Here is a 14,915-nt window from a genome sequence, read left to right on the forward strand (position 1 = left end):
GTGCCTCCTTAGCTCAGATGGCCAGAGCAACGCACTTGTAATGCGTAGGTCGTCGGTTCGAATCCGACAGGGGGCTCAAGGAAAACGGCTCCCTGGCCTTCGAAAGCCAGGGGGCCGTTGACGTTCCCGCTGGGATCAGGAGCGGTTGGCGCTGGAGCGGCCGAAGAACTCGATCTCCGCGATGGCGACCTGCTTGTTGTCCGAAGCCGCGTGGGCCGACTCGATCGTGAAGCGGATCTTGGTGACCTCGCCGACGCGGAAGGGGCGGCGCTGTCCGCCTGCGCCCTGGTCCAGGATGATGTCGCGGGTCTTGGTCGTGCCGTCCTTCATGGTGATCGTCGCGTTCACCCGGTGCGGCAGGGCCGATTCGGTGAGCTTGTCGGCCTTGGTGGAGGTGCCCGGAGTGATGATCAGGTCCAGGAGGCGGGTCGGCTCGGTGAAGTGCACCTCGACCCACTCGCCCTGGCCGGACTCCGAGACGCCCGGGCCCCACCAGGTGTTGCTCCGCTTGTCGATGATGAGCTCGGGATTGTGTCCGGTGAAGGAGCGTGAGGCCGTGATCCGGTCGGGAGAGACCGGGGCGCGTTTGGCGAAGTGGTCACGGGTGGCCTGGATGCCGTCGGGGATGTAGACGAAGCCGAGGACCACCAGGGTGATGACGACGAGGACGGTGATCCAGGTGCCGATGCGGTCGAAGACGCGGCGGAGGCGGGGGCGGTCGCCCGCCCAGGGGGTCTCGCTGCGCCGGCCGCCGAAGAGGCGGCGCCACCAGGGGGCGGGTGCGGTGGTGTGCTCGTCGGTGCGGTCCAGGGGCATCGCGCAGCGCGCGCAGTAGTGGCGGTCGGGGCGGTTGGGGGTGGAACACCACGGGCACGGCGGGCCGTTGGCGATGTCCGGCTGGTGGGCGGGGGCGCGGACCTGCGGCCGGTCGGCGTCGGGGCGGCCGGGCAGGACCGGGGCGACGGCGGGGGGCGGGGTCGGGCCCTGGGCCTCCGGTTCGGCGACGGGGACGAGGAGGGAGCGGGCGCGGTCGGACATCGTGTCGGTGAGGGCGTTCGGGGGCGGAGCCGACGCCGTGGGGGTGGTGGGGGCGGTCTCGTCGACGCCCGGAGTGCGGGGACGGGGAGAGGCGGGAGCCGCGGGTGCGCCGCCCGGCCCATGGGCCGCCGCCGGTCCGGTGGCTCCCGTGCTCCCGGCAGACCCGGGCGTCCCGGACGCCGCGGCTCCCGCGGCGCTCCACGCGCCGTCGGCGTCGCGGCGCCCCGCGTCGGTCCCGGCCGTCCCGTCGGGCCCGGAGGCGTCCGCCGGGTGGCGCGGGTGGGGCACCCGCGGCGTCTCCGCGGTGCGGTCGTCCGGTCCGCCGGTGGCGGGCGCCGGGCGGTCGTGCCGGGCGGGGGGCACACCCGTGCCGCCGGGGCCCGGGCGGGAGAAGGCGTCCCAGCCGGGGTTCTGGTCGGCCGAGGAGGCCGCGGGCTGCGTGGTGCGGGCGCCGGACTGGTCCCAGCGGAGTACGGCACCGCACGCGTCGCAGAAGGACTGGCCCGGTTCCGCGCGGGTTCCGCACTCGGCGCAGTTCTGCGTGGTCATCTCTCCGGGGTCCTTTCGGAGGCGGTCACTTCGACCGTGTAGGGCATGTGAGCGGGGCGGGCGGCGGCGACGAGGGCGTCCAGCCGATGGATGTCGGCCGGGGTCGGGTCGGGCAGCCGGAGGGCGACGTGCAGCCGGGGGCGGGGTCTGCCGGGGAACGGTCCGAGGGGGCGGGCGTTCCATTCGGCGCCGCCGCTCTCGGTGATGACGGGTTCGACGCCGAACGCGAGCAGTACGGCCTCGGACAGGCCCTGCCGGGTGCCGCGCACGCGGTGCAGCCGGGCGGCGGCGGCGACGGCGGCGCGCAGCCGGTCCTCGGGTTCCGTGCCGTCGGTCTCGGCGCCGACCCAGGTGCCGAGCCACTGGGCGAAGTCGGCCGGGGTGAGGGCGGGGTCGAAGTAGGTGTCCAGGCAGTCCAGGACGCTCAGGATGGGGGCGATGACGTCGTCGAGTCCGCCGACGAACCGCTGGGCCAGGTCGTCGTCGGCGAAGACGGCCGGGAGCAGGGTGCTGATCGGCAGCGAGGAGCCGAGTCCGTCGACGGAGCCCCGGTACGTCGTGGCCGTCACGCGCTGTCCCCGATCACTCGGACGCGGTGGTCGAAGGAGAAGACCAGCGAGGGCGGTTGCAGGTCGATGCGGTCGGTGGGGTCGCCGCGCTTGCCGGTGAGGGGGTCCGCGGGGTGCAGGACGACCTCGTCGACGAGTTCGACGCCGGGCACGCGCTGGAGCACGGCGAAGACCTCACCGGTCTGCACGGGGCGCCCGAAGGGCCAGCCCCTGCCGTCGGCGCCGCCGGTGAGCGGGTCGAGGTGGCGGTAGAGGGCGTCGTGGGTCTGGCGGCGTACGCGGTCGGCGTCGACGCCGCGGAAGGCGTGGACGGTGGCGACGACGGTGACGCCCTGGTAGTAGGGCGGGCCGACGGCGAGGCGGGTGCCGATGAGGCGGCGTTCGTCGAGGTGGCGGGTGATGCGGCTCAGGAGGGCGTCGCCGGGGACGAGCTGTTCGAAGCGGAGCCGGCCGCCCGGGTCGGGGACGGCCTGGGGGACGACCAGGACGCGGACGGCGTGGGCGCCGTATTCGTTCTCCTCGCCCTCCAGGCAGGTGATGCGGGCGGTCTCGGGGGCGGCGCGGCGGGCGAGTTCCTCGTAGTCGCGCAGGGTGACGGCGCGTTCCTGGGCGCGCAGCGTGATCGGCGCCCGGAGCTTCGCCTCCTCGACGGTCTCGCCGTCCACGCCGCCGCGGGCGGCCTCGCGGTTGACGACCTCGGAGACGTACGGGATGGAGGTGCGCAGCACCTGTACGGCGCCGCGGGCCACGTTGCCGGCCCTGCCCCCGCCGGTGCGGTAGCGGCGGGCGCGGATGACGGCGCCCTTGGGGGCGACGGTGCCGTACTGGCGCAGGGTGCCGTCGGGTTCGCGGACGGCGGGGCCGAAGGCGATCTCGCCGGTGGCGGCGTCCAGGGTGATGTGGTGGTCGTCGGGGCGGGAGCCCGCGAAGTGCGGGACGACCTGCCAGTCCTGCCAGCCGTCGTCGCCGGCGGCGGTCTGGAGGAGGACGGGCGGGTCGTCGGCGACGACCGGGGCGTGTTCGAGCCTCAGCCGCTGGCCGGGCAGGCCGGTGGACTCGCCGAGGGTCTCGTCGTACACGGTCTCGGCGTGGACGGTGCCGGTGGTGCCGCCGATGGTGTAGGCCTCCGCGGAGCGGATGGTCGGCGAGGTGGTGTAGAAGGGCTGGCCGGGCAGCGGTTCGGTGACGCGGCAGCGGATCCAGCCGGCCTCGTGGCCGCCGTTGCGGGACAGGACGTGGCCGCCGGGGATGTGCAGCACGATGTCACCGGGGCGGTTGAGGCCGCCGGTGCCGTCGCGGTCGACCTCGCAGGGCTGCCAGCCGTCCTCGGTCCAGGCCTCCCAGACCAGCGGCGGCTGGCGGGGGTCGACGCCGACGCCGTCGACGCGGCTGTCGAGTTCGAGGGCGAGCGCGCAGTGCGGGGTGGCCGAGGTGAGGCCGATGAGCATGCAGTCGCCGGGGCCGGGGGCCTCGGCGAAGCACATCACGTCCTTGCTCTCGGCGAGGTCCGTGGTGCGGTCGGTGACGGCCTCGCCGCGGTGCTGCACGACCAGGTGGCCGAGCGAGCACGGGACGATGCTCAGGTCGCGCTCGGTGGCGAAGACGACGGCCTCGTCGCGCTCGGTGCGCAGGGTGGCGACCTCGGTGCCGACCGGGACCAGGATCGTGTCCTCCTGCGGTGCGGACAGCCAGAAGGTGACGTCCGTGCGGGCGGCGGAGGGCGGGAAGAGCGTGATGCCGACCAGGTCGAGGAAGGCGAGGTGGTTCTTCTCCGGCACCCGGTTGAGGCGGTAGACGATCTGGTCGGCCATGTGGGCGAGCGTCTCGACGAGCGTGATGCCCGGGTCGGAGACGTTGTGGTCGGTCCACTCCGGGGCGCGCTGCTGGATGTAACGCTTGGCGTCGTCGACGAACTGCTGGAAGCGCCGGTCGTCGAGGTTGGGGGAGGGCAGGGGCATCAGCGGTCGCTTTCGGGAGAGCCCGGGAGGCCGGCGGGACCGGCGGGGAGGTCGGGCTCGTCGTGGGAGGGGATGACGTAGAACGGGAAGACGAGGCTGCGCGGGTTGTTGGTGCCGCGGATCGAGTAGCGGACGTCGATGTACAGGACGTTCTGGCCTTCGCCGGTGGAGACCTCGACGTCGTGGACCTCGATGCGCGGCTCCCAGCGGTCCAGGCTGAGGTGCACCTCGTGCTGGATGCGGCCGGCGGTCTGCTCGTTGACCGGGGCGAAGACCAGGTCGTGGATGGCGCAGCCGAACTCCGGCCGCATCGGCCGCTCGCCGGGAGCGGTGGCGAGGACGAGCCGCATGGCCTCCTCCACCTCCTGCTCGCCGCTGACGAGGGCGATCCCGCCGGTCGGTCCGATGCGCATGGGGAACGCCCAGCCGGAGCCGACGAACTGCTCGGCCATCAGAGAACCACCCTTGTCGTGTGCAGAGTCTTCGGTACCGCTGTCATGGGATGGGGTACGGCTTGTTGTTGACCAGGACCACGCCCTGGAGCATGAGGGTCGCCGCGCGGATGCCGACGTTGGCGATGGAGTTGACCTGGAGGGTGCCACCGGAGGTGATCATGGTGGCGCCCAGGGCCTTGAGGTTGAGCGCGCCCATCGCGTCGACGGTGACGGCGCCGGTCAGCGACTTGACGTTGACCATGCCGCGGCCCTGGATGTCGAGCAGCCCGCCGCTCTTGATGCTGAGTCTGCGTCCGGCGCTGAGGGTGAGGTCCGTTCCCGCGTCGATGGACACCGAGCGGCTGCCGGTGATGCTGACGGAGCCCTTGCTGTCGACGGTGATCTCGGTCTTGGTGCGGTCGAGGTTGATGGTCAGCTTGTCGTTGCCGCTGGCGATCCGGACGCCCTGCTTGCGCCCCCCGGTCTGCTGGCTGAGCAGGTCGACCCGGTTGCCCTGGCGGTCGGACAGGGTGTGCCGGGCGGCCTTCTTCTTCATGCCGTCGTGCAGGGGCACGTCGTTCACCTTGGTCGGCAGGTCCCGGCCGTTGTAGAGCCCGCCGATCACGAACGGGTGGTCGAGGGCGCCCCGGTCGAAGGCGACCAGCACCTCGTCGCCGACGTCCATGGGGAAGACGCCGCCGCCGCCCACGCCGCCCATCTGCACGCTGCGCGCCCAGTCGCTGACGTAGGTGTCGTCCAGCCACGGGAACTGCAGCTTGACCCTGCCCTGCTTGAGGGGGTCCTGCACGTCGGTGACGATGGCGTTGGCGACGCTGGGCAGCCGGGCGGCGCTCGCGGGGTCGGCACCGCCGCTGCCGCCCGAGGCCAGTCCGTACAGGGAACGCCACTGGCGTCCGCTGACGGTGATCCACGACTCGTAGGCCTTGCCGTCGCCGAAGTGGTGGCGTACCGAGGTGACGGTGTACTTGCCCTCGAAGGGCTTGCCGACGTCGCTGAGCGCGACCGGCACACCGGGCCGCAGGTCGGGGCTGCCGTGGACGGCGACCTCCAGCTCGGCGAAGGAGGACGTGACGTCGGCGGCGAGGGCCTTCGCGGCGTGCCGGACCTCGTCCTGCTTGTCGTAAGGGTTGGCGGTCTCGACGAGCTTGGCGGCCTTGAACTTGCCGGCGGCCTCCCCGGGCGTGGAGCCGATGGTGATGCCCGGGTCGGTGGTGGCGGGCGCGATCTCGGTGATCTTCTTCTTGGTGGTGACGTTCCAGCCGCGCGACTCGACCTTGCCCACCTGGTCGGCGGCGGTCACCGCGGCCCGCAGCCGCAGGATGTCGTGGCCGGCCTGGAGCACGAAGGCGCTCTGGTCGCCCTTGGTCTTCGGGGAGGGCGCGCCGGAGGACGGGTTCGCCGTGACGAACCGGAACTTCCCCTTGGCGTCCACGTACATCACCACGTTGTTCTCGTCGGCGAGCCGTGAGAGGAAGTCCCAGTCGGTGACGTTGGACTGGCTGATGAACCCGTACATGCCCTTCGTCGACTGGATCCTGCCGACGGACACGCCGTCCATCTCGGCGAGTTTGCGGGCGATGTCGGAGGCCTTCTGGTTGCGGTACGCGGCCACGCGGCGCTGGCGCATCATGCGGTGCCCGAAGTCGTAGCCGCGGATCACGGTGAAGCTGCCGGTGCCGTCGTAGTCGGCCTCCATGGCGGTGACCTCGCCGGTCAGCAGCGGCTTGCCGACGCCCTGGCCGTCGGCGATCGGCGTGATGACCACCCTGGTGCCGAACTTCACCGCCAGCTTGTCGAGGACCAGGTGGTAGGGGTCGCGGAAGGTGAGCCGGAAGGCCGCGGGCACGCCGACGCCCTGGTCGACCCAGCCTTCGACGAGCATCGGAGCGATGTCGTCGGGCAGCTTCGCGGAGCCGATCCGCACCTCGACGATGCTGGAGAACGCGGGACGCACCATCAGTGAGGCACCTCCTCGGCGGCCGGCAGGATGAGTTCCGTGCCGTTCGCCAGGTGGGACGGGTCGTCGATGCCGTTGGCCTCGGCGATCGCCCGCCAGGAGGTGGCGCTGCCGTACTCGCGCCAGGCCAGCGACTCGAGCGAGTCGCCGGCGACGACCCGGTGCACGCGCTGCGCGGTGAGCGCGCCGGAGGTCGGGTTCTGCCCGCGGGTCGGGCCGGGGATCTCGACCAGGTGCACCTGGCAGGTGGCGCGGATGGGGACGCCGGTGGTGCTGAAGAGCGTGTAGGACGCCTCGACGGACGCCACGTAGGCGGTGAACCGGGCCGTGGAGAACGACCCCCATTCGAAGACCACCCAGGGCGGCGAGGGCTGCTTGGCGGCGAGGCTGTCGGAGGTCACCTCGCAGCAGGTCAGCAGTGACTCGACCTTCTTGAGCACCGTGTTGCCGGTGGGCTTCATGGAGGAGTCCAGGAAGATCTCCAGGGTCATCTCCCGCGGCTCGGCGCCCATGAACTGCGGCTTCGCGGCCTTGCGCACGGCCGCCGTCGGCGTCGCCTTCCACTGGGTCCGCTGGGTGAGGGACAGCTGGGCCGGGTTGAACTCGAAGTCGAACGTCCGTATCAGCCCGCCGGGTGTGGTGGTCGTGCCGGTGGGCGGCTCGTGGATCGCGAGGTTGGCGCGTACGAGGCTCTTGCCGGCGCCCTTGCTGCCTTTGGCCATGGGTGTTCCTCTCTGCTCTGTGGCGCCGTCAGTCCGTGAATCCGTGGTGGGCGATCTCCAGGACCTCCGTGGCCACGGCCGGGCTGTTGGGGTCGAGGCTGGGCCCTTGCCAGCTGACGGGCAGTACGTCGATCAGTCCCCAGCGGGCGACCAGTGACCCGTCCGCGCGCAGGGCCGAGATCTGCGCGGTGGGCCGGTTGATCCCGGTCTGGATGGAGGAGATCCACTTGGCGACCTTCGCCGTGTCCGGGGTGAGGGGGCGGGTCAGCCGGATGTTGGAGAAGGAGACGCGGGTGGGCAGCTGCCACACGAACCCGTTGTTGCCGCCCTCCTGGCGCTGCTCGATCTCCACCTGGGACGACAGGCCGTCGCACCCGTTCCAGTAACCGAGGCTCTCGCCGTCGATGGTGAGGGTGAACCAGATCGTGGAGCCCGGGTCCTGGCGGGGCATCGGGGGTGGGCCTTTCTGTCGGGTGTGCCGTGGCGGCTCGGCCGGCGGCGGGGGCCGGTCGGGGGATGGCCGGTCGGGAGGGGACCGGTCAGCGGGGGTCGCGGAGTCTGCCGATCCGTTCGCGGTCCATCCGCAGGTCGGTGCGGACGAGGCGGGTGACGCGGCCGATGATCCGGTGCACCAGCTCGTCCAGCTGGAAGTCGGTCAGCTCGCGCGGGTCGAAGCCGCCGTTCGGGACCGCCGTGTACGCGGGCGGCGGGTCGGCCGGTGCCGCACCCGAGGAGGCGGCGACGGCCGTGTACGGGGGCGGGCCGCCGGGCGGGGACGCGCTGTAGGAGGGCGGCGGATCGGCCGGGGGGCCGGCCGGCGGGTCGGCCGGCGGGGTGTGCTGCGAGGACGCCGAGTGCCGGAAGCGGCTGAGGCTGGAAGCCACCGTGGACGCCGCCGCCGCGGCGAGGGCACCGGTGGTGCGGCCGCGGCCGAACGCGCGCTGCACGGGGAGCTCGGGCGTGGTCTGCTCGGGCGCCGCCGCCGGTACGCCGGCGGCCGGGAGCGGGACGGGCGGCGCCGGCCGGGGCGGCGTGAGGGGGGCCACCGGGAGCGCGGTCCGGGTGGCGGCGGCGCCGGGGTGCGCGGGCCGGCGCAGGGGTACGGCCGCCCTGGCGGACGTGGCCTGCGTGGCGTGGGCGCGCTGCACGGGGGGCGCGGAGGGCGCGGGGAGCGCAGCGGGCGCGGGAGGGGGGCCGCCGGGGGCGGGGGAGGCCGGCGCGAGGGGCGGCGCGAGAACGGACGTCCCCGGGAACGCCGGGGGCGCCGAGGCCACCGCGGGGGAGGGCGGTGCGGGTGCGGGGGGCGGCGCCGAGGGGGCGGTCGGGGCGGTGGCCCGTTGGACGGGCGGAGGCGTACGTCCCTCGGTGCGGGGAGCGTTGGGGGCCGGGGGCCGGGTCGTCAGCGGCGCGGTACCGGCCGGCGCCGTGGCGAGCGGAGCGCCGAGCGGGGAACGGCGCGGGGCCGAGGCGGCCGGTGCCGGGCCGGCGGCGGATGCCTGCGGGGCGGTTCGGGGGCCCGTGTCCGGGCGTGCGGCGGTGACCGGCCTGGAGACGGGGGCGCCGAGGCCGATCCGGGGCGCCGTGGCGCTGCGCTGCACCGGACGTGCCGGGGCGGGGGCGGCGGCCTTCTCGGTGAGGGGAACGGCGGCCGGGCCGGCCGGTCCCGCCGGGTCGGCGGGCCCCGGGAGGGACCGCTGGACGAGGGGCGGCGCGGACGTGACGGGCGGGACGGAGGGGGCGGGGGCGACGTGGGTGGCGTGGCCGTCGCGGGTGTCGTGGTGGGCGGCAGGCGTCGGGCCGGCCGCGGGCGGGTTCGGCACAGCGGCGGACCGGTCCGTGGCGCGCTGTACCGGCGGCGGCGCCGTGTGCGAGGTCGGAGCGGGGCCGGCGGGTGACCGCGGTGCCGTGCCGGGCGCCGTCGGGTCGGCGGCGTGGGGGGCGCGGCGGACCGGCGCGGGCTGCGGGGCCTTCGGCCGGCCGGGGGCCGCCGCCTGCCGCTGGACAGGGGGCTGTGCACCGCCCTGGGCGGAGGGCTGCGTACCGCTCGGGGCAGGGGGCTGCGCACCGCGTGGGGCGACGGGCCGGCCGGTGGTCGCGGGGGAAGGGTTCGCCGACGGGGGCGGTGTCGCGGACCTCTGTACTCCGGTCACCCCGCCGGCGTCGCCGGAGGGAGTGCTTCCGCGGGCGCCCGGGTGGTGTCCCTGCCCCGCGGGGCCGCCTGACGGCAGGTCGGTGCCGGCCGGCCGGGACGAGGTGGGCCGTCCCTCGCCGCTGCCGGATCCCTGCGCGGGGCTGGTCCGTGCCACGGCGCGTCGTACCGGCGGGGTGCCGGCCCCACTGGTTCGGGAGGCGCTGCCGCGGCTGTCGGCGCGTGCGCCGGGGGCCTCGGCGGCGCGGTCGGTGCGGGCGGTCGCCCGCTGGACCGGGGCGCCGGCCGTCGCGCCGCCGTCCGGTGCGGATGCCGCTCGGACGGGAGGGACGGCGGGCTGGCGGTGCGGGGGCACGGCCCGTTGGACGGGGGCGCCGGCCGCGCCGTCACCGGCCGGCGGAGCCGGCTGCCCGGCGGGCGGTACGGCCTTCGACGACGGTGACGGTGACGGTGGCGTCGCGGGTGCCGCCGCGCCACCGGTGCGCGGGGCGCCGTCGGCGGGCCGGGACGCAGCCCGCTGTACCGGGAGGCCGGTCGTGCCGCTGTCGGCCGGGGCGGCCGTCCGGCCACCGACGGGGTCGGCCTTGGGCGCGGGCGCGGGGGTGGAGCCGGGTGTGGCGGAGGTGGAGCCGGTGGGGGGCCCGGACGCCGCCCGCTGCACCGGGGGGTGGCCCGCCGCGCTGCCCGGTGCGGGTGGGGCGGGCTGCGGCACGGCGCGCTGCACCGGCGTGCCGGTCGTCGTGTCGCTGCCGGGCGCGGACGCCGTCCGACCGCCGGACCGGGAGGCGGCGGGCCCGGGGGTGGCGCGGGTGGCGGAATCCGGGCCGGGGTGCTGCGGCACCGCCCGCTGCACGGGGGCGCCGGGCGGCGTGGCCTGCGGCGGGGTGGCCCGGCGCCCGCCGGTGGGAGCGGCCCCGTGGGCGGAACCGGTGCGGGTGCCCGGAACCGGGCCCGCCTGCGGTACGGCGCGTTGTGCCGGAGCAGCGGGGGCCGCGTCGCTGTTCGCCGCGGGAGTCGTCCGCTCGCCGGTCTGCGGTACGGGGCGTCGTACGGGTGTGCCGGGTGCCGGGGCGCCGTCCGGCGCGGGCGTCGTCCGGGTGCCGGATCGCGGCACCGCTCGCTGGACCGGCGTGCCGGAGTCCGTACCGGTGCCCGTGGCGGGTGAGGTCCGGCCGTCGGCCCGGGGCACGGCGCGCTGGACCGGCGTGCCGGTTGCCGCGCCGGTCGCCGTGCCGTCGCCGGAGGTGGCCGGTGCGGGGGAGTCGCCCCGGGCGCCGGCGGCAGGGGCGGCGCCGGGCACCGCTCGCTGTACCGGGAGGCCGGCCGAGGCGTCGCGGCCCGGTGCGGGCGGTGCCGGGGTGCCGGTGGCCGTCGGCCGGTGCTGGTGCGGGCGTACGGCCCGTTGCACGGGGGCGTCGGCGGATGCCGCGGCTGACGCCGCCCCGTCACCGGGCGGGTGGCTCGGGGAGGCGCCCCGGGGGTGCGCCGAGCCGGGGCCCCCGCGGTCACCGTCCGACGACGACGGCGCCGCTCCCGAGGAGGCGGGCCCGGCGTCCGAGGACCGGCGGGTCGCGGGCAGGGCCCGGCGCTGCACGGCCGACGGCCCGGACGGGGCCTTGGTCAGCGGGGTCCGGGGGCGGGGCGGGGCGGGCGGCACCGGTGTCACGCGGACGCCGCGGGACGCCCGGGGCGCCGGTGTGCTCGCCGGAGTCGCGGACGACGCCGAAGCGGCGGAGTACGACCGCTGCACCGGCGTCGCCGGGAGGGCGGGCGCCGGTGCGGGCGTGGCGGCCGGACCCGTCCGCGTGGCCGGCGCGGAAGCCGTGGGCACGGGCGTGGGCGTGGGCGTGGGCGTCGGGGTCGGCCCCGGTATCGCCCGCAGCGGTGCGACCGGCATCCGCTGTACCGCGGGCGTGCCGGGCGGGGTCACCGACGGCAGGGTCTGCGCGGGACGTTCGGGGCCCGCCGGGCGGGCCGGCGTGCCGAGCGCCCCGGACAGCATGCTGTCGCCCGCTGCCGGGTTCAGGACAGCGGGGGACGGCGTTCCCGTGAACGACGGGTTCTGCCAGGTCGGCAGCCGTCCTCCGAACCCGGCGTCCGCGACTCCGGCGGGTGAGGCGCCCGCCGCCCGCTGGATCGGCGGCAGGCCCGCCCAGGCGGCGACGGCCACGGGCGGCGCGGGGTCGGGCGTGGTACGTGCCGTACCCCCGCCCCCCGCCGGGCCCGGGGCCTCGGCCGGGGGCGTCTGCCGCTCCCCGCCGGTGCCGTCACGGCGTCCCCGCAGCCGGTCCAGGAATCCCACCGATCAGCCCTCCGCCGTGCCACGCGTCACGAGCGACGCGATCTGGTCCGTGTACCGGCGGCGGTCCTGGTGTTCCAGGTCCAGGATCGCCTCCAGGCTCCAGTGGAAGTGGTAGGCGACGTACGCGATCTCCTCGTGCAGCCGGTCGGTCGCGTACGTCACGATTCCCCCAGGCGGCTCCCGCCGAGTTCCACCTCGAAAGGCTCCGTGCAGTGCGGGCACTGCACGGCCGCGCGGGTGTGGCCCTCCGCGTTGATCTGGCGGTAGAAGTCCTGCAGGAACGCCAGGTCGGAGGCGAACATGTTCTCCACGATCCCGTCGTGCACCATCGCCAGCGTGCCCAGCCGGGTGATGACCCGGCCGAGCAGCACCACCGACAGGTACGCCGGGTTCTCCTGGACCCGCACGTCGCGCAGCGGGATCAGCTCGTCCCGTGCCGTCGACAGGCGCATCACACCGTCCCGGTGGACCGTGCCCGAGTCGTCGACGTACCCGCGCGGCAGCTCGAAGGGGAACTCGGTCTGCAACCGCTGCCGCGGTGCCACGTCGGCGGGCACACCGGCCGGCGGACCGGCCGGTGTCTCCGCCGGAGCGGCGGCGGGAGCCGAACGGGGGAAGTCCGCTCCCGCCGCCGCCGTCTGGGGGGCCGGGGCTGACGCCCCGGCAGCCGAACGCCGCATTACTCGATGACCAGCTCTTCGAAGACGATGGTCACGGTCTCGGTGAGCTGCGAGGCCTCGCCGGCCTTGAGAGCGCTGGCGTCGATCTTGCTGCACCAGGCGTTGCGCATGTTGTAACGCTTCACCGGGTTGCTCTGGTAATCCATCATGATGATGGAGGCGTTCTTGCGGGCCGTGCTCATCTGACCGGCGATCGAGTCGTTGATCCACGACGTGAACGCCGGCGACTGGGTCATGCCGCGCACGACGGTGCACTGCCCGTCCTTCGTCGTGCCCGGCAGCAGGGCGACCTCCAGGCTGCCCTGCGGGGTGTTCTGGTAGGTCTTGATGACGTCCTGCTCGATGGAGATGCCGTTGACCTCCGAGAGGTACTCGACCATCACACCGTCGATCTGGAGGCCGAAATTATGTGAAGTAAGGGAGTCACCCTGGGCGGGATTCACGTGTTCTCTGTCCTTCTATGCTTCTAGACGATGGCGTACGAGGTGACGTACCGGGGCCACGACGCAGGCGGCCGGCCTACTCCTCCAGCTCCCCGCTGCCGCTGGAGAACTGGGCCAGCCGGAAGATCACGAACTCGGCGGGCTTGACCGGGGCGATGCCGATCTCGCAGACCACCCGGCCGAGGTCGACCGACTCCGGCGGGTTGGTCTCGTCGTCGCACTTGACGTAGTACGCCTCCTCCGGGCGGGAGCCGAACAGGGCACCGCTGCGCCACTCGTTGACGAGGAACGCGGAGACGTTGCGCCGGATGCGGGCCCAGAGGTTGTGGTCGTTCGGCTCGAACACCACCCACTGGGTGCCGAGCAGGATCGACTCCTCCAGGTAGTTGAAGTACCGGCGGATGTTCAGGTAGCGCCAGGCCGGGTCGGAGGAGAGGGTGCGGGCGCCCCAGACGCGGATGCCGCGGCCCGGGAAGGAGCGGATGCAGTTGACGCCGATCGGGTTGAGCAGGTCCTGCTCGCCGCGGGTGATCTGGAGTTCGAGCTCGACGGCGCCGCGGACGACCTCGTTGGCGGGGGCCTTGTGCACACCGCGCTCGAAGTCGTTGCGGGCCCAGATGCCGGCGACGTGGCCGCTCGGCGGGACCAGGCGGGACTGGCCGCTGGCCGGGTCGAAGGACTTGATCCAGGGGTAGTACAGGGCCGCGTACTTGGAGTCGTAGCCGGCCGTCTCCTGGCGCCAGACACGGATCTGGCGGGCGTTCTGGCCGGGCGGCGGGTCGATGATGGCGACGCGGTCGCCCATCAGCTCGCAGTGGGCGATGAGACCGAGCTGGACGGCCTTCACGGCCTCCAGGTCGATCGCGCCGCGCTGGTAGGCGGCCATCAGGTCGGGCACCGCGACCATGGAGATCTCGTCGATGGCCTCCAGGCCGCCGAAGCCGGTGCGGTCCGCGGAGTCGCCGAGGTACTGGGCCGGCCCGGGGTGCGCGCTCTCGGCCTTCTGGGCCGGTACGGCGGGGGCGGCGGCCGGCGGGGCGGGCAGCGTCAGGGTCTGGTTCTCCGGGCGGGCCAGCTGCGCGGACGGCGCGGCCTCCGTCACGGAGATGAGCTTGGAGCGCTCCTTGACCTGGGTGACGACGTAGGAGCGGTTGCCCTTCTTGGCGCTCACGTCGAACGTCTCGACCGGCTTGTCGCCGTCCTTGACGATCAGCTTGAAGCGCTCGGCGGGGCCCTCGCCCTCGGGGTCGGCGACCTCGACGGTCAGCGGGCCGCTCTGGCCGGCGGCGGTGGCCGTCACGGCGAAGGTGCCGAGCTGCTTGGGCTCGGCGGCGGGGAGGGCGGCCGGGGTGGCGGAACCCGTCACCGCGGCGGGGGCGGAGCCCTTGTCCAGGGCGTCGCCGGAGGCGTCCTCGGGTGAGCCGCCGACCCGGACGACGTAGGCGGCGGAGCCCCCGTTGTTGAAGAACCCGTAGACGGAGTGCGCGAGGTAGTACCCGCCGGTGAAGTCACCGAAGGCCGCGACGTACTGCGTCCAGTTGGTCACCAGCGTGGGCTCGTTCAGCGGGCCGGTGGGCGCGAGCCCGACGAAGGCCGCCACCGACGTGCCCACTCCCTCGATCGGGCGCGAGCCGCTGGCCACCTCCTCGACGTAGACGCCGGGCGACAGGTAGGACGGCATGCTCTGCTCTCCTCGGGGTACGAGACAGGACGCCCCTCAGCCTCGCGCGCGCGTCCGCGCCACCGAAACGTCCTAGGGTGCCGGAGTGGGGGCACGCTCATTGCCCCTGGTCGTGCCCGTTGGGGCAGACTCCTCGTCCTTCTCTGGTGGGCGGCTTCCGTTTCTGATTCAACAGCGGGTGTTGGGTATCAGTTCGCCAGGATGACACCTCGTGGCCATGCCCGGAACGGGTGAGCCGTCCAGCCGCCCCGGGGCGGGCACCGCGGGGAGAGGACGGTGACGGAACCGGCCGCGGTCGTGATCGACGTTCAGGGGTGCGGGCGCGCGACACGGGACGGGCCGGGGACGGACCGGGGGCCGGGCCGGGCGCGGCGGGTCACCGGCAGCGGGGCCGGCCGCCGCGGTCCGCGCG

12 protein-coding genes and 1 tRNA gene are annotated in these 14,915 nt (G+C 74.6%); 1 reads left to right on the forward strand and 12 read right to left on the reverse strand.

The genetic code is table 11. The features are described from left to right. Window positions 1–2 precede the first annotated feature (2 nt). Window positions 3–76 (forward strand) — tRNA-Thr (locus ACP4IX_RS13515). Window positions 77–135: 59 nt separating this feature from the next. On the opposite strand, the gene ACP4IX_RS13520 is transcribed toward ACP4IX_RS13515, so the two are convergent. The 12 genes from ACP4IX_RS13520 to ACP4IX_RS13575 all read right to left on the reverse strand — a co-directional run bounded on the left by ACP4IX_RS13520 (window position 136) and on the right by ACP4IX_RS13575 (window position 14,503). Beyond that, the gene (locus ACP4IX_RS13520; protein ID WP_426555614.1) at window positions 136–1,587 is read right to left on the reverse strand and encodes an NADase-type glycan-binding domain-containing protein; all 1,452 of its coding nucleotides are present in this window, start codon (window positions 1,585–1,587) and stop codon (window positions 136–138) included. Next, entirely contained in the window at window positions 1,584–2,156 is a 573-nt protein-coding gene (locus ACP4IX_RS13525) for a phage tail protein (RefSeq protein ID WP_426555615.1), read from the reverse strand. Before ACP4IX_RS13525 ends, ACP4IX_RS13520 begins: the two co-directional genes overlap by 4 nt. After that, window positions 2,153–4,114, reverse strand: a complete 1,962-nt coding sequence (locus ACP4IX_RS13530) for a putative baseplate assembly protein (RefSeq protein ID WP_426520644.1) — start codon at window positions 4,112–4,114, stop codon at window positions 2,153–2,155. Before ACP4IX_RS13530 ends, ACP4IX_RS13525 begins: the two co-directional genes overlap by 4 nt. After that, window positions 4,114–4,566: a GPW/gp25 family protein gene (locus tag ACP4IX_RS13535; protein WP_426520642.1), complete on the reverse strand. Its 453-nt coding sequence runs from the start codon at window positions 4,564–4,566 to the stop codon at window positions 4,114–4,116. Before ACP4IX_RS13535 ends, ACP4IX_RS13530 begins: the two co-directional genes overlap by 1 nt. A 43-nt stretch (window positions 4,567–4,609) precedes the next feature. Continuing rightward, window positions 4,610–6,526: a VgrG-related protein gene (locus ACP4IX_RS13540; RefSeq protein WP_426520641.1), complete on the reverse strand. Its 1,917-nt coding sequence runs from the start codon at window positions 6,524–6,526 to the stop codon at window positions 4,610–4,612. Beyond that, window positions 6,526–7,248 (reverse strand): LysM peptidoglycan-binding domain-containing protein, encoded by a 723-nt coding sequence (locus tag ACP4IX_RS13545; RefSeq protein WP_426520639.1) that lies wholly within the window; start codon window positions 7,246–7,248, stop codon window positions 6,526–6,528. Before ACP4IX_RS13545 ends, ACP4IX_RS13540 begins: the two co-directional genes overlap by 1 nt. Window positions 7,249–7,276: 28 nt before the next feature. Further along, window positions 7,277–7,699 carry a phage tail protein gene (locus tag ACP4IX_RS13550; RefSeq protein WP_426520637.1) on the reverse strand — a complete coding sequence of 141 codons (423 nt, stop codon included), beginning with the start codon at window positions 7,697–7,699 and terminating at the stop codon, window positions 7,277–7,279. Window positions 7,700–7,787: 88 nt separating this feature from the next. After that, window positions 7,788–11,699, reverse strand: coding sequence for a hypothetical protein (locus tag ACP4IX_RS13555; RefSeq protein WP_426555616.1), 3,912 nt, complete (start codon window positions 11,697–11,699; stop codon window positions 7,788–7,790). 3 nt (window positions 11,700–11,702) lie between these two features. Then, window positions 11,703–11,861, reverse strand: a complete 159-nt coding sequence (locus tag ACP4IX_RS13560) for a DUF6760 family protein (protein ID WP_007450918.1) — start codon at window positions 11,859–11,861, stop codon at window positions 11,703–11,705. Beyond that, window positions 11,858–12,379 carry a hypothetical protein gene (locus tag ACP4IX_RS13565; protein WP_426520633.1) on the reverse strand — a complete coding sequence of 174 codons (522 nt, stop codon included), beginning with the start codon at window positions 12,377–12,379 and terminating at the stop codon, window positions 11,858–11,860. Before ACP4IX_RS13565 ends, ACP4IX_RS13560 begins: the two co-directional genes overlap by 4 nt. Further along, window positions 12,379–12,822 carry a phage tail protein gene (locus tag ACP4IX_RS13570; RefSeq protein ID WP_398133759.1) on the reverse strand — a complete coding sequence of 148 codons (444 nt, stop codon included), beginning with the start codon at window positions 12,820–12,822 and terminating at the stop codon, window positions 12,379–12,381. Before ACP4IX_RS13570 ends, ACP4IX_RS13565 begins: the two co-directional genes overlap by 1 nt. Before the next feature lie 76 nt (window positions 12,823–12,898). After that, window positions 12,899–14,503, reverse strand: coding sequence for a phage tail sheath subtilisin-like domain-containing protein (locus ACP4IX_RS13575; RefSeq protein ID WP_426520631.1), 1,605 nt, complete (start codon window positions 14,501–14,503; stop codon window positions 12,899–12,901). Window positions 14,504–14,915 lie beyond the last annotated feature (412 nt).

The sequence above is a fragment of the Streptomyces sp. WG5 genome (assembly GCF_049974565.1).
In the GTDB taxonomy this organism is placed as follows: Bacteria; Actinomycetota; Actinomycetes; order Streptomycetales; family Streptomycetaceae; genus Streptomyces.

What these genes read in the sequence shown, in the direction of transcription:
- ACP4IX_RS13520 (WP_426555614.1), bottom strand. Translation starts at nt 1,587, where the DNA reads ATGACCACGCAGAACTGCGCCGAGTGCGGAACCCGCGCGGAACCGGGC.
- ACP4IX_RS13530 (WP_426520644.1), bottom strand. Translation starts at nt 4,114, where the DNA reads ATGCCCCTGCCCTCCCCCAACCTCGACGACCGGCGCTTCCAGCAGTTC.
- ACP4IX_RS13535 (WP_426520642.1), bottom strand. Translation starts at nt 4,566, where the DNA reads ATGGCCGAGCAGTTCGTCGGCTCCGGCTGGGCGTTCCCCATGCGCATC.
- ACP4IX_RS13540 (WP_426520641.1), bottom strand. Translation starts at nt 6,526, where the DNA reads ATGGTGCGTCCCGCGTTCTCCAGCATCGTCGAGGTGCGGATCGGCTCC.
- ACP4IX_RS13545 (WP_426520639.1), bottom strand. Translation starts at nt 7,248, where the DNA reads ATGGCCAAAGGCAGCAAGGGCGCCGGCAAGAGCCTCGTACGCGCCAAC.
- ACP4IX_RS13550 (WP_426520637.1), bottom strand. Translation starts at nt 7,699, where the DNA reads ATGCCCCGCCAGGACCCGGGCTCCACGATCTGGTTCACCCTCACCATC.
- ACP4IX_RS13565 (WP_426520633.1), bottom strand. Translation starts at nt 12,379, where the DNA reads ATGCGGCGTTCGGCTGCCGGGGCGTCAGCCCCGGCCCCCCAGACGGCG.
- ACP4IX_RS13575 (WP_426520631.1), bottom strand. Translation starts at nt 14,503, where the DNA reads ATGCCGTCCTACCTGTCGCCCGGCGTCTACGTCGAGGAGGTGGCCAGC.